At 38.6% G+C, this 13,588-nt stretch carries 15 protein-coding genes; 4 read left to right on the top strand and 11 right to left on the bottom strand.

Annotated elements, in window-relative coordinates; all coding sequences use genetic code 11:
- Positions 1–9: 9 nt before the first annotated feature.
- The 7 genes from deoB to ACTWPF_RS09590 all read right to left on the bottom strand — a co-directional run bounded on the left by deoB (position 10) and on the right by ACTWPF_RS09590 (position 5,632).
- Complete coding sequence (gene deoB, locus ACTWPF_RS09620) at positions 10–1,191, bottom strand: phosphopentomutase (RefSeq protein WP_443149062.1); 1,182 nt, start codon at positions 1,189–1,191, stop codon at positions 10–12.
- Between the two features lie 121 nt (positions 1,192–1,312).
- Positions 1,313–2,206, bottom strand: coding sequence for a site-specific tyrosine recombinase XerD (gene xerD, locus ACTWPF_RS09615; RefSeq protein ID WP_106896866.1), 894 nt, complete (start codon positions 2,204–2,206; stop codon positions 1,313–1,315).
- Positions 2,207–2,210: 4 nt separating this feature from the next.
- Positions 2,211–2,417 carry a YqzK family protein gene (locus tag ACTWPF_RS09610; RefSeq protein WP_036572728.1) on the bottom strand — a complete coding sequence of 69 codons (207 nt, stop codon included), beginning with the start codon at positions 2,415–2,417 and terminating at the stop codon, positions 2,211–2,213.
- Positions 2,418–2,609: 192 nt separating this feature from the next.
- Positions 2,610–3,068, bottom strand: coding sequence for a ferric iron uptake transcriptional regulator (gene fur / locus ACTWPF_RS09605; protein WP_036572726.1), 459 nt, complete (start codon positions 3,066–3,068; stop codon positions 2,610–2,612).
- A gap of 111 nt (positions 3,069–3,179) precedes the next feature.
- Positions 3,180–3,818 (bottom strand): stage II sporulation protein M, encoded by a 639-nt coding sequence (spoIIM, locus tag ACTWPF_RS09600; protein ID WP_106896867.1) that lies wholly within the window; start codon positions 3,816–3,818, stop codon positions 3,180–3,182.
- A gap of 93 nt (positions 3,819–3,911) precedes the next feature.
- Positions 3,912–5,087: an endonuclease Q family protein gene (locus ACTWPF_RS09595; protein ID WP_443149061.1), complete on the bottom strand. Its 1,176-nt coding sequence runs from the start codon at positions 5,085–5,087 to the stop codon at positions 3,912–3,914.
- Between the two features lie 2 nt (positions 5,088–5,089).
- The gene (locus ACTWPF_RS09590) at positions 5,090–5,632 is read right to left on the bottom strand and encodes an NUDIX hydrolase (RefSeq protein ID WP_036572723.1); all 543 of its coding nucleotides are present in this window, start codon (positions 5,630–5,632) and stop codon (positions 5,090–5,092) included.
- 189 nt (positions 5,633–5,821) lie between these two features.
- Between ACTWPF_RS09590 and ACTWPF_RS09585 the strand changes: the two genes are divergently transcribed.
- Entirely contained in the window at positions 5,822–6,736 is a 915-nt protein-coding gene (locus ACTWPF_RS09585; RefSeq protein WP_443149060.1) for an aldo/keto reductase, read from the top strand.
- A 231-nt stretch (positions 6,737–6,967) separates the two neighbouring features.
- On the opposite strand, the gene ACTWPF_RS09580 is transcribed toward ACTWPF_RS09585, so the two are convergent.
- The 4 genes from ACTWPF_RS09580 to ACTWPF_RS09565 form a co-directional block, all read right to left on the bottom strand.
- A complete protein-coding gene (locus ACTWPF_RS09580) occupies positions 6,968–7,291 on the bottom strand; it encodes an iron-sulfur cluster biosynthesis family protein (RefSeq protein WP_161464009.1) in 324 nt (107 codons plus the stop codon).
- Between the two features lie 25 nt (positions 7,292–7,316).
- Positions 7,317–8,114, bottom strand: coding sequence for an SDR family NAD(P)-dependent oxidoreductase (locus tag ACTWPF_RS09575; RefSeq protein ID WP_443149059.1), 798 nt, complete (start codon positions 8,112–8,114; stop codon positions 7,317–7,319).
- On the bottom strand, positions 8,089–9,063 hold the full coding sequence (locus ACTWPF_RS09570; RefSeq protein ID WP_443149058.1) for an MBL fold metallo-hydrolase: 975 nt from the start codon (positions 9,061–9,063) through the stop codon (positions 8,089–8,091). Before ACTWPF_RS09570 ends, ACTWPF_RS09575 begins: the two co-directional genes overlap by 26 nt.
- Before the next feature lie 99 nt (positions 9,064–9,162).
- Entirely contained in the window at positions 9,163–10,800 is a 1,638-nt protein-coding gene (locus ACTWPF_RS09565) for a M20/M25/M40 family metallo-hydrolase (protein ID WP_443149057.1), read from the bottom strand.
- A gap of 69 nt (positions 10,801–10,869) precedes the next feature.
- Here ACTWPF_RS09565 and ACTWPF_RS09560 point away from each other — a divergent pair, with 69 nt between their 5' ends.
- From ACTWPF_RS09560 to rnz, 3 genes are read left to right on the top strand one after another with little or no spacing between them, the layout of a single operon-like run.
- Entirely contained in the window at positions 10,870–11,601 is a 732-nt protein-coding gene (locus tag ACTWPF_RS09560; RefSeq protein WP_238018930.1) for a glycerophosphodiester phosphodiesterase, read from the top strand.
- 25 nt (positions 11,602–11,626) lie between these two features.
- The gene (gene namA, locus ACTWPF_RS09555) at positions 11,627–12,640 is read left to right on the top strand and encodes an NADPH dehydrogenase NamA (protein ID WP_443149056.1); all 1,014 of its coding nucleotides are present in this window, start codon (positions 11,627–11,629) and stop codon (positions 12,638–12,640) included.
- 18 nt (positions 12,641–12,658) lie between these two features.
- Entirely contained in the window at positions 12,659–13,585 is a 927-nt protein-coding gene (gene rnz / locus ACTWPF_RS09550; protein ID WP_106896876.1) for a ribonuclease Z, read from the top strand.
- Positions 13,586–13,588: the final 3 nt, after the last annotated feature.

Genomic DNA, 13,588 nt, shown 5'->3' with positions numbered 1-13,588 from the left:
GTCATCCCCTTAATTTTTTATATCTTTTAAAAAGCTTTCACCATGTTCCGGTGTAGCTACTTCAAAATTAGCTGCAATCGTTGCACCAATATCAGCGAATGTCTTTCTTACCGGGAGTTCTGTGGCTTTTGTTATTCCGGTGTGATAAGCCAGTAATGGTACGTATTCCCGTGTATGGTCAGTTCCATGATGGACTGGATCGTTCCCATGGTCAGCTGTTATCAATAGCAAATCATCTTCTTTCATTTTCTCTAACACTTCTGGTAATCTGGCATCAAACACTTCTAGTGCCCTTCCATACCCTTTAGGATCACGGCGGTGGCCAAACTTGGCATCAAAATCCACTAAATTTAGAAAACTGATACCAGTAAAATCTTTGTCCATGCTTTCCACTATTCTAGTCATGCCATCTTCATTGTCTGTCGTCCTAATCGCTTCAGTGACACCTTCGCCATCATAAATATCTGAAATTTTCCCTATCGCAATTACGTCATACTTCTGATCCTGCAACTCATTCATCACTGTGTGGCCAAATGGTTTTAGTGCATAATCATGGCGATTAGAGGTTCTTTCAAACGCGCCAGGTGAACCAATGAACGGTCTAGCTATCACACGGCCAACCATATATTTTTCATCAAGTGTTAACGCTCTGGCTATTTCACATATACGATACTGTTCTTCAATTGGGATAATCTCTTCATGTGCGGCTATCTGTAGTACCGAGTCTGCAGATGTATAGACTATAAGAGCTCCACTGTCCATATGTTCCTGCCCAAGTTCATCAAGGATTTCTGTTCCCGATGCAGGTTTGTTACCAATTATTTTACGGCCGGATTTCTCTTCTAATTCATTAATTAGTTCATTAGGAAAACCTTCAGGGAAAGTACGGAACGGTTGCTCGATGTGTAGTCCCATAATCTCCCAGTGCCCTGTCATCGTGTCTTTTCCATTAGACGCTTCCTGCATTTTCGTATAATGAGCTTTCGGCTTTTCCGCCTTATTAATTCCTTTAATTTCTCTAATATTACTTAATCCAAGCGATCCCATATTCGGCATCTTAAGCCCATTCATATGCTCGGCGATATGTCCGAGCGTATCGGCACCCTTGTCATTAAATTTTTCAGCGTCTGGCGCCTCGCCAATCCCAACTGAATCCATTACGATTAAAAATACACGTTTAAATTTTCCCATATTGATACCTCCTGTACATTATCTTCCCATATTTCTGCTGTTATATGTTTATTTTTGTTAGCTATGTATACTTATACGTGATTCAACCCACTCGTAGGATGTCAGACAACTAAAACTGTAATTAGGCTCTAGGATGATAAGAATCATAAATATCTTTTAATCTAGCTTTTGTAACATGTGTGTAAATTTGGGTAGTAGAAATGTCAGCATGTCCCAGCATTTCCTGCACTACACGTAAATCTGCCCCATTCTCTAATAAATGGGTTGCAAAAGAATGGCGCAATGTATGTGGTGTAATACTTTTCTTAATCCCTGCAGTTTGTGCAGACGCTTTTAGTACTTTCCAGAAGCCCTGTCTGCTCATTGGCCGACCATGCTGGTTTACAAAAACAGACTGGTCATCCTTTTTATTTTTAACTAGAGTCGGTCTTGCCTGTTGTAAATAGGTCTCGATTGCTTTAATTGCCACATTGCCTAGTGGGACGATCCGTTCTTTCGATCCCTTTCCGAAACACTGGACGAAACCCATTGTTAGATGCAAGTCACCGATTTTTAGTGAAAGAAGCTCACTCACCCTTAACCCTGTAGCATAAAGCAGTTCAAACATCGCTCTGTTCCGAATATGCAACGGGGAAGCAGCAGGAATTTGTAGAAGTGCTTCAATATCCTTTAATGACAAAATGTCAGGAAGCTTCTGGTCTTTCTTAGGCGTTTCAATATTAAGACTAGCATCCTGGTTAACCAATTGTTCTCTAACAAGGAATTGATGGAAGGATCTAATGGATGATACATGTCTGGCAATCGTTGCGGAGGATTTATTATCATCCTTTAAAATATGTAAGAAGCCAACAATATCGGAGCGCCTTATTTGATTCCAATCCGTTTTTTCTAGCACTTTTTCCGTATAGTATAGATAATGAGAAAGATCTCGATTATACGACTGCAATGTATTATCTGAAAGTCCTTTTTCTATGCGCAAAAAATGATAATAATCTTCTAAAGCATCTTTCAGCATCCAATTACTCCCCCAAGCGAAAAAATAGATTTAATCTGTCTAGCAGACTTGATTCTTGTTGAAACACTTTTACTGCAGGGCCATCCGGTTGATCATAACGATGGAATTCTTCATACTCCGTATGCATAGCTTTAAGCCCGAAATAAAATAAACAGGTGCAGGCAGTAAAGATAATGAAAACCTTTAACGTGTCCCATACTAATCGTTTCAAATGTATAACTCCCCTTCTGTTATCTTCTATAATTAGAAGATATGCCAAAAAAGATTAACATTATACATAGAAACATAGAAGTTTTAAAAAGAACACTGCCTTCAATTTACCCTTTTTAATAGCTTTTGTAAATGCTTACTTATAGTTAGCAAATCAAAAATGCCTTTCTTCAGCTGAAAAAAGGCACCCGGATTATTTTTTTAGTGTAGTGGCTCCATCATGACACTTCCTACATATACCGTGGAAAGTCAATCGATGATCTTTTACTTGAAATCCCCAGTCTCGCTCCACAATTTTCTCTACATCACCCAATAAGTCATTTTCAATTTCTTCAACTGAACCGCATTCTATACAAACAAGATGGTGATGGAAGTGTTCTGCGCCTTCTTTTCTTAGATCATAACGAGACACACCGTCGCCAAAATTAATCTTATCTACAATCTTTAGTTCTGATAATAACTCTAATGTACGATAAACTGTTGCCAAACCGATTTCAGGTGCTTTTTCCTTTACCAGTAGATAGATATCTTCTGCACTAAGATGGTCTTCTTCTCTTTCAAGCAAAACCCTAACCGTGGCTTCCCGTTGTGGAGTAAGCTTATAGCTCTGTGCATGGAGCTGTTTTTTTATTTGGTCTATGCGATGTTCCATGGCAGGTTCCCTCCCTCGTATCCCATCTTTATTATAGGCATCGAATTAGAACGTGTCAAAATATAATTTGATTATTATTTTATATTTATAATCATTATAGTTTAAGTTTTATTATTGGTAAAATGATTTGACTATATATGTCATCGCCTCATTCGATACATAGGTCTCTAATAATGCAGCTGCGAATGAAAGAATCAAGAGAAAACCAAATATCATAGCATATCTCCCAAAAGGCTGGAAGACTGGTTGCGATACTTTACGAGTAAATAATTTGCCCAGCAATTTTAGAGAAAAGATCATGGCTAAACTACCCGCAACAATATATATAGGTATAATCAGAATATTCTGTGGCGCTATGGAGAAAGTAGCTAGTAAAAAGCCATCCATTCCTAGTTGATTTACGATAAACCCAACTGAAAATCCTACAACAAGGCCTTTAATAAATAATAAGATCCATACAATCGGAAGCCCGATTACGGACAGCCCAAGTATAAATAGTAAGAGTAGATATTTCACATGATAAAAGAAACTATTTTTTAAGATGGTTGTATTTTCAGTTAGTTGCTGATTGTGAAGCTGACCGAAAAAACGTTCCAAATAAAAAATGAGGTCCTGTTTTTGAACGACACTCATACTATTAACTAGAATGGCACCGAATACGATCCCTGTCATAAACAGGATAATCATAAACAAGTAGATGGTGGCATGATCTTTTAGGTGGTCTGTAATGATAGCTCTATTTTTATACATTCGGAATCCTCCATTCAAGAGATACTGCTATACTAAAAACTATGAAGAATTCCTGTTAAAAATACCAACTTTACTATTATTACTTACTTATTCTCATGTCTCATCAGAAATTATCTTTCCATACTTCCCACCGCCACCAGCTTTTATCCCTAATTTTCCCTCTCGCATTTGGATGATAGATTTGGCAATCTTCCCTTGTACGATCTCTTCCATTTCTTCTAATGGAGCGCGATGAATCACATTCATTTCGTTGTCAAATCTCTTCAGTAACTTCTCATACGTTTTCTTTCCAAGGTAAGGAATATATTCAAGCGGTACTTGATAAAAGTAAGGTGGTCGGTTCTGCTTATTCGCTATACCGTTACTTAGTTCATTGATTCGATCTGCCACACCCTTTGTTATTTTGTTGGAACCACAGTGAATACAATGTGTCGATTTTGAGGGAGTATGCTGGTTACACTCATTACACACTGTAAGATGGTACTTGCCCAGTGCTGGGTTCATACCATAATTAGCAGAGATAGCCCGTCCTTTCACATTGTGTAATGCCCATAGAAACTCTTTAAACGATGGGCTTTCCATTCGCACTACTTGATATTCACGCGCGATTTTAGCCAGTGAGTGTGCATCAGAGTTTGTTAAAAAAGTATAGGCATGTAGTTCAGCAAGCTGATCCGCCATTTCGGTGTCAGAACTAAGTCCCAGTTCAATCCCGTCTATTAGATCTGAATCAAATACCTCGGTCAACGATTTTTTTACTCCTTTTCCGAACAAGCTTTTAAACGGGGTAAAGACGTGCGCGGGAATGAAAATACCTTCTAGCTCTTTAATCTTGTATTGTAGTTCTTTTCCAGTTCCATAGTAGCGCTGTGAGCTTAGATTAATATTTGTCATTCTCTGTGCGAGCCATTCGGTAAACTCGGACATGCTTTTAAGGTTAGGAAGAAAACATAATACATGAATCGGTCCCTGACTGGAAGCATCATATATTTCAATTTCCGATCCAAGTAATAAAGTAACCCCTTCAAATTGTATCCCACCGTCTTCTAATTCCCGTGCATCCCCAGATTTAATCAGCATGTTGATTTCTCTTTGAACCGCTGGGGCATGGCAATCAATCACACCAATCATGCCCATCCCCTTATTCCTGCTTGCTTCTATAAGAATGTTCGTTAACGTTAGCGACTTTGCACCAGTTATTTTCACTGGCCTATTATCCATATCTCTACCAATATGAATATGCATGTCAACAAAATAATTTGATAGCATGATTATCTCCCCAATGCATGCAAGTAAAGGATTGCGTAATTTGTTTTTGCATCATGAATTCTTTCTTGCTCAACAAGCTCTTTTGCCTCATCTAATGTCAGTTCAAGAACTTCGACAAACTCGTCTTCGTCACTTGCGGGTGGCGTATCCATCTTCTCAAGCTCATCCGTTATATAGATATGCATTAATTCATCTGCAAAACCGGGTGATGTGTAAAATGATGTAACGAATGAAAGCTCGTTAGTTGTATAACCTGTTTCTTCCTCTAATTCCCGTCTGGCAGTAACTTCGGGCGCTTCACCAATTTCCACTTTTCCAGCTGGGATTTCAACCAGTGACTTTTCAAGTGGCTTGCGAAATTGTTCCACTAACACAATTTTATTATCTTTTGTGATTGGAATTACTGCAACTGCTCCTGGGTGCTTAATTAATTCTCTTTTCGCTGTTCTCCCATTTGGAAGACTTACTTCATCCACCCGCAAATCAACGACTTTCCCTTCATAAATGGAAGTTGTGTTTATTGTTTTTTCTTCAAACTTCTTCATATATAATCCTTCTTTCTTAAGTTGTTCGTTCAGTCACGACTATTTCGTTAAAATGATTCCCTCAGCACAAGCATCTAGTTAAGTTTCTTCTGTTAGTATAAGATATTATAAAGCCCACCGCAAAATAGTTGTATTGTGTTTACGCACTTTTTACAATGGGAATAGTATGAAATTGGGAGGATGATTTGTTTGAAAGAAAATCAATTGGGTAAATCGGGAATTATGATTTCTGCCCTCACATTAGGTTGTATGTCACTTGGCATAGATGAAAAAAAGGCAAAAAATATAATCGATATGGCACTGGAGAGAGGAATAACACATCTTGATACGGCAGATCTATATGATTTTGGTACAAATGAAGAAATCGTAGGAAAAGCAATTAAAGGAAAACGAGATAAGGTTGTTCTCACTACAAAAGTAGGAAATCATTTTAATAAGGAAACAAAAGACTGGCACTGGGACCCATCAGCTAAACATATAACGGAAGGGGTAAAAGACAGTTTACGTCGTCTACAGACAGATTATATTGACTTCTATATGTTGCATGGTGGTACGCTCGATGATCCAATAGATGAATCAATTGAAGCATTTGAACGTTTGAAAGAAGAAGGTTATATACGAAGTTATGGAATTTCCTCTATACGTCCTAATGTTATTCGTGAATATGTAAAGCGCTCAACGATTGATGCTGTTATGATGCAATATAGTATTTTTGATCGCCGGCCCGAGGAGGAACTACTTGATCTACTTCACGCAAATGGAATCAGTGTACTTGCAAGAGGTCCACTAGCCAAAGGAATGTTGAGTAATCAAGCTAAACAAAAGATCGAGGCAAAAGGGAGTGAAGGGTACCTCACCCACTCCTATGATGACTTACAGAAATACTATGAGACATTATCGAAGACCACGTTTAAAGGTGGCCTGCAAGAACTTGCTCTACAGTATGTACTCAAACACCCTGCTGTTGCCAGTGCAGTATTTGGCTCAAGTTCTATCGAACAACTAAAGGCTAACACTGGATTCTCCTTAGAAGAACTTTCAAATGAAACTTATTTGGAAATTCAACAACTTGTTAAACCAATTCAATATGAAAACCATCGGTAACTATAAGCACACAGCTTTTATCTTTCTATAGTATAAATCAACCCAGGGGATGGACAATACGTCATCCCCTGGGTTTTATCCCGGTGTAACCGTCCGTAAAACTCCCACTTCGAAACATGAAGTGAAACTGTGATGTTTAAGTGGGAGTAAACGGGCGCTAACACCCCCGATTCGTTCAACTAACAATCAGTGGGGGAAGAACCAAAACCCCCCACTGATTGAAGTTTCACTTTATATTTCACATATGCTTTGTGGTGCGATAAATGGATTTAGGATGCCTTCAGGACTCGATAAACGAAGCATGCCATTTATTACATCAAGCTTCATTGATTCAGCAAAAAATACTTTTTGGTGCTCCTGTATTAAAACAGGGAAGCTGTCACTTTCTATCTCAAAATAGTCATTTGTATAGCCGTTAGTAAATCTTATTGTAGGTACGCCATTTACACCACAACCACATCCCTCTGTGTCATACCAGAGAACAACATAACGATTTTGATTTATGTTTCTTTTTTCCAATTCTTCTTTTGCTGCTGGGGTGATATGAAGTTCCATACTATTCCCTCCAATTGATCTTTGTTTACTTTTTATTAAATTGCGTTTCAAGGAGTTTCTCCATTATACCAGGAAAAACATGGTACAGCCTGCTCCCTGCTTCCATCCAACCAGGCAGATTAATTTCCCTTTTCTGCTTGAACAAATTTCGCGTAACTCTGTTTGCAACACGATTAGGGTCTAGCATATAACGGCTAACATTTTTCTTATACGACCCTTTAGGATCTGCCTGGGTAAAAAAGTTTGTATCTACCGGTCCTAAATTTACTGCTGTAACCAAAATGTGATCTTTTGCAGTTTCCATACGCAAACTATTAGTAAAACCAATAACGGCATGTTTCGTTGCAGCATAGACAGCCGATTTAGGAGTAGATATTTTTCCTGCCTGCGAGGCAATGTTTACGATATGCCCTTCTTGCTTTTGCTGAAAATGTGGGAGGAGCATTTTTGTAAAGTGTATTAAAGAGATAACATTAACTTGAAACATGCTTTCAACGTCCTGCATAGATATTTCTTCAACAAGCTGAAATTTACCAAAACCAGCATTATTGATTAGTCCATCTATAATAGGATGGTCCTGTAAGAGTAAGTCTGCTGTCCGCATCATTTCTTTTTTATTCGATAAATCACAAGTATAGTAATAACAATCGGTGTTAAAAGTTTGTTTTATTTTATCACACTGCTCCTTCATTTTAGCAGTGGAACGTGCTATTAGAAGTGGTATCCCTCCATTTGCAGCGATCTGCCATACGATGCTTTCTCCAATTCCACTTGAAGCGCCAGTAACAATTACTTTTTTATTTTGCAGCCGTCGTTGCTTCATAAAACTCTGTCGTCCCCTCTGTACTTTTGCTAACAAGCCCACTCGCTTCAAGATAGTCGAGCTGGCCGATAATATCTGACATAGTCAAATCAATCTGGCTCTCATAACGAACCGGAAATATTTTTTGACATAGTTGAAAAGCAGTTTGTTTACCTGTTTGAAGGAAAGCTAAAACATTAGCAGCACGTTTTTCCTGTTTATTAAAACGAGACTGGACGATCTCCGATACATTCGAAAAGATCTCTCCATGACCTGGTAAAACCTGACTGATTTCGATAGATAGACACTTTAGAAGGCTACTTCTGTACTGTAGCATAGGAGATGCTCTTCGTTCCCCTTCATGTATGGGGGGTTCGACTACAGGATTGGAAGAAATGTTTTTCAATAAATGATCTCCGCCGATGAATATTCCATCAGACTCTCTATAAAAAGAAACATGGCTCTGTGCATGGCCCTTCGTGTTTAGGACCTGCCAATCAGGATGTCCTGGCAGCCTATCTCCCTCTTCAAGAGTTCTGGTTAAATGGCCCTCTCCAGCATAGCTTAATAAGGACCGTAACTTTTTCCCTATACTCTGAAAACGTTCAGGAATATCACATTGCTTAAAATATTCTTTGAAGAAATCCTCATATCTATTAAAATATTGCTCGTCTTTTCTTAACCAAAGGTCAACAAGATGATTAGCCATTATTTCCCTAGCACGTGGAAATGCCTCAATCAATCCAGTGTGATCTGGATGATGATGCGTCAATATAATCTGTTCAATATCCCTTGGATGATAGCCAATTTGCTTTAATTGTATTTGTAATGCTTCATAAGCTTCTTTTGTCTTTACTCCTGCGTCAATAAGAGACAACACTTCTCCTTTTAGTAAATAAACATGTACATCTCCGACTGCAAAAGGAGTTGGGACAGTGATTTGATATAATGTATTGTCAATAATTTTCATGATTTTCACCCTTTAAGATAAGCATAGTGTGCTGTATCGCTCTCGTACTCAGCAATAATGAATAACCATTCATTATTGCTATTTTACACTATTTTTAGCTTACTGTCTTTTCGGGGAGTTTGCCAGCAACTGTTGGATGGCTCTAGACATAATAGTAGGTAAAGAATTAAAGCTATAATTCAGCTCTAGTCTTTCAGTCCATTGGTGGGGGTCTTTTCCCAATGGTCCAATATTCAGAATTGGCATTTTTAATTGCTCCATCATTTCCTCGGGAAAGACAAAACCATTATGCTGAAGTGGCATGTTTTCTGTAAGCTGTTTTATTTTGCTATTAGAGGTAACAGGACCTATAAAGCTTAAGTCGGATAAACCAGTGAAAAATTCAGAATTAACTAAATCAATACTATAATTTTCTTTTGTAAACTTTTTTATATCTTCCATAACATCTTGTATATACGGGTCTTGGTGTGAAGATACAGCAGGATAAAATGGCGGACTGTAGAACAACACGATCATGGGAGCTAAGTCATTACACATGGCTGCTAACTCCTGAACTAATAACGTGGAAAAGTCACGGTCTCCCTGTTCCCGTTGGCTTCCTAACAGGTTTTGCCGGCGATTTATTTCTTCTTGGCCATACCTATTAACCGCCTCTTGATATAACTCCTCATACATATATACACTTACTTTTGAAGCGGGCATGGTAAAATCCTTTGCTACTGTTGCAAAATGCTCAGCTTTCTTTTTTACATATGCTTCAATTTGCTTTACAGCTTGATTCGCACTAACCAGAAGCTTTCTGTTTAATTCTTCAAAGCTTTGTTTTAAATAAAGAACGTTATACATTGCGATGGCAGCTTGAGGGGTCTGTACAGAATATTCCGCTTTTAAATCCCGATGCATTAAACTCACAGGCGGTGGCGTGATCTCATCTTCTATCTGCTCAATAAATGCCTCATTTAATTCCATCTGCTGTGATAGAAAACTAATCATTAGATTGGGGTTAATCCCTGCAAATGGCTCCCCAACATGTGATTCTTTCCCATAACAATAAAATCCAGGAAGCACTTTTCCAATCGATCCAGTGTATACATAATGAGCAGGATCTCCAGGGTATTTGCTAAACATAGGCTCACTATTTAAACAAGCAATATATTCTATTTCTTCGGTTTCTTTTAAGTGATTTAACACGGGAAGAGCTGTAAGCATACCACTAGAATTCACTTCCTCATCGGGTACAGAAAGTAGCAACACGTTCCCATCAAACTCTCCTTCAATAGCTCGTTCTAGCATTGCTAGTTGAAGTGTCAATCCTGCCTTCATATCCATTGTCCCTCTCCCAAACAACCAATCCCCCGCTTCTAAGTCCTTTCTAACATTCTCAGGGAGTTGATCCTTTGATTGGAAGAGTTCCTTTGTCAGTTCCTTTGGATGAAAGGCTAGATTTCTAAGTGAGCCATAATCTTCAACACCAACCACGTCAAAGTGGCTCAGCAGGATAACTGTTTCTTTTTTCTTTTTCTTTCCTTTCACAAGTGCTGTTAACAGTCTCCTCCCATCTTCTAACGGATGAAGATTCAAAGAAGATGCGTTCTTTTGAAAGTATTCCTTTTGGGATAGGATGTGATAAAGATATTCCGCAATTGCAATCTCAGCAGTTGAACCAGTTATACTTTGATATTGTACTATGGAGCAAAGTAGATCCGTTAACTCTTCTTTCGTTTGCCACTTTTTCAATTTAAATCCCCCTGTCTAAATTGACTTTTGCCCTAAAATAAAACACAATTAAATATAGAGGTGAAACTATTGCAAACAAAAATTATTGCGCATCGTGGTGCAAGTAAATACGCACCGGAAAACACGATGCCAGCCTTTGAACTAGCGCTTGAGTTTGGCGCTGATGGGATCGAAACAGATGTTCAGTTAACAAAGGATAAAGTACCAGTATTAATTCATGATGAAAACGTAAAGCGGACCTCCGATGGAAAAGGCTACGTTAAGGACTTAACCTATGAACAATTAACCAATCTCGATATGGGTTCTTGGTTCTCCACTAAATTCATTGGAACAAAGATTGTTTCATTAGAAAATTTCCTACAATGGGTCCAAGACAAACCGTTACATTTAAATATTGAACTAAAAAATAATAAAATAGATTATAAGGACTTAGAAAAGATTGTACTAGATTTATTAACCAACTATCAGTTATTAAATCGTACCACATTATCTACCTTTAATCCAAAGAGCGTAAAGAGGTTGTATGAGCTTACTAATAAGGTCGATATTGCTTTTTTAAATTCAAAGCGAATGAAATATTTTACTAAGTATGCCAAAAATCTCGGCGCTTCCTCTATCCATATCAAGTATCGCTTGCTAAATTCTCAATTAATGGAGAAAAGCAGACAGCATCACCTGAATGTTCGTGTTTATACCGTGAACAAACCGTCACACTTAATACGCTGTTTCAACCAGGAATGCGATGCGATTTTTACTGATGTGCCAGATATCGCTAAGGATTATCGTAGATTATTCACCTGATCTTTTATAACGGGAGGAAGAAAACATGGCTAAACTATTTTCACCAATTAACTTTAAAAACGTAACCTTAAAAAACAGAATTGTAATGGCACCAATGTGTATGTACTCCTGTAACCAAGAAGATGGCAAGGTTACTCCTTTCCATGTAACACATTATACTTCACGGGCTGTTGGCCAGGTTGGATTAATCATGCTTGAAGCAACAGCTGTTCAACCGGAAGGTCGCATTTCTTCTCAGGACCTAGGTATTTGGGATGATGATCATGTAGAAGGCCTTACAGATTTAAACCGTCAGATTCATCATTATGGTTCCAAAACAGCTATACAGTTGGCGCATGCTGGTAGAAAAGCACAATTAGATTCCAACATCTTTGCTCCCTCTGCCCTAGCCTTCAACGATTCCTATAAAACACCTCAACAAATGACTGTAGAAGATATCAAGGAAACGATCGAAGCGTTTAAAGCTGCAAGCAAAAGAGCAAAACAGGCAAACTTTGACATTATAGAACTACACGCAGCTCATGGTTATTTAATTAATCAATTTCTTTCTCCATTAACAAATATCCGTGAAGATTCCTATGGAGGTAGTAGAGAAAATCGCTACCGTTTACTCGAGGAAATTATTTCAGCAGTAAAACAGGCGTGGGATGGTCCGTTGTTTGTACGAATATCTACCGATGAATACGCAGAGGGCGGAAACAGTCTGGAGGATTTTGTCTATTTTTCTCGTAGAATGCGTGAACAAGGAATTGAGTTGATTGATTGTAGCTCTGGTGGTGTTGTGCCAGCTTCTATCTCTGTCTATCCAGGCTATCAGCTTCCACGCTGTGAGACGATCAGAAAAGAAGCAAACATTTCCACAGGTGCTGTAGGCCTCATTACTACAGGCGTGCAGGCTGAGGAAATTATACAGAATGAACGCGCCGATCTAATCTTTCTGGCAAGAGCATTGTTGAGAGATCCGTATTGGCCAAGAACGGCTGCTACTGAATTAAACGAAAAACTATCTGCCCCTAAACAATATGAGCGTGGCTGGTAAATCATGGAGGAATAACTTATGAAACTCGTTTTTCTTGGGACTGGCGCAGGTGTTCCCTCAAAGGAACGGAATGTAACGTCCATAGCCTTAACTCTCTTACAAGAGCAAAACAGTGTTTGGCTATTTGATTGCGGTGAAGCAACCCAACATCAAATACTAAACACCTCGATTAAGCCTAGAAAGATTAATAAAATTTTTATTACCCATCTACATGGCGACCACGTATTTGGTTTACCAGGATTTTTAAGCAGTAGATCTTTTCAAGGAGGCGAAGAAAAAGTCACTTTATACGGACCAGAGGGGTTAAAGGATTTTGTTACTACTTCTTTAAAGGTCAGTGGAACCCATTTACGTTACCCTATCGAAATTCAGGAAATTGCTGAAGGTAAAATCTATGAAGACGATCAGTTCACCGTGTTTGCCAAACAGCTCGATCACGGTATAAGCAGTTATGGTTATCGTATTGTAGAAAAGGACCGACCAGGAGAACTTCTTGTTGATCGGCTAAAAGCACATGGCGTTCACCCTGGTCCCATCTATAGCCAAATAAAAGAGAACCCCTTTGTGGATATCGCTGACGGACGGCGGCTTGTAAGTGAAGATTTTATTGGGCCAAACAAACCTGGAAGAGTTTTAGCTATACTTGGAGATACTCGTGCCCTGGCAACATACCATGAATTTATAAAAGGAGCTAATGTCCTTGTGCATGAAGCTACCTTTGATAGGGAAAAGGAACAGATGGCATGGGATTATTTTCATTCTACTACTACACAAGCAGCCGAAGCCGCAAAACAAGCGAATGTTAAGAAATTGGTGCTTACACATATTTCTTCTCGTTACCAAGGAGAAGATAACCATCGCTTGCTCCAAGAAGCAAAGCAAATATTTTTCAATACAGAGCTTGCTACGGACTTCTTTAAACTAGACATCACTGCACATTCATAAGGG

It is taken from the genome of Oceanobacillus sp. M65 (genome assembly GCF_052246275.1).
Classification (GTDB): Bacteria; Bacillota; Bacilli; order Bacillales; family Amphibacillaceae; genus Oceanobacillus_B; species Oceanobacillus_B jordanicus.
The sequence above is the reverse complement of the archived record's forward strand: the minus strand, read 5'-3'. Positions and strand labels throughout refer to the sequence as shown.

Coding starts and splice junctions, on each gene's coding strand:
- namA (WP_443149056.1), top strand. CDS start 11,627: ATGGCTAAACTATTTTCACCAATTAACTTTAAAAACGTAACCTTAAAA.
- spoIIM (WP_106896867.1), bottom strand. CDS start 3,818: ATGTATAAAAATAGAGCTATCATTACAGACCACCTAAAAGATCATGCC.
- ACTWPF_RS09580 (WP_161464009.1), bottom strand. CDS start 7,291: ATGGAACTTCATATCACCCCAGCAGCAAAAGAAGAATTGGAAAAAAGA.
- fur (WP_036572726.1), bottom strand. CDS start 3,068: ATGGAACATCGCATAGACCAAATAAAAAAACAGCTCCATGCACAGAGC.
- ACTWPF_RS09575 (WP_443149059.1), bottom strand. CDS start 8,114: ATGAAGCAACGACGGCTGCAAAATAAAAAAGTAATTGTTACTGGCGCT.
- deoB (WP_443149062.1), bottom strand. CDS start 1,191: ATGGGAAAATTTAAACGTGTATTTTTAATCGTAATGGATTCAGTTGGG.
- ACTWPF_RS09590 (WP_036572723.1), bottom strand. CDS start 5,632: ATGAAGAAGTTTGAAGAAAAAACAATAAACACAACTTCCATTTATGAA.
- ACTWPF_RS09570 (WP_443149058.1), bottom strand. CDS start 9,063: ATGAAAATTATTGACAATACATTATATCAAATCACTGTCCCAACTCCT.
- xerD (WP_106896866.1), bottom strand. CDS start 2,206: ATGCTGAAAGATGCTTTAGAAGATTATTATCATTTTTTGCGCATAGAA.
- ACTWPF_RS09595 (WP_443149061.1), bottom strand. CDS start 5,087: ATGCTATCAAATTATTTTGTTGACATGCATATTCATATTGGTAGAGAT.
- rnz (WP_106896876.1), top strand. CDS start 12,659: ATGAAACTCGTTTTTCTTGGGACTGGCGCAGGTGTTCCCTCAAAGGAA.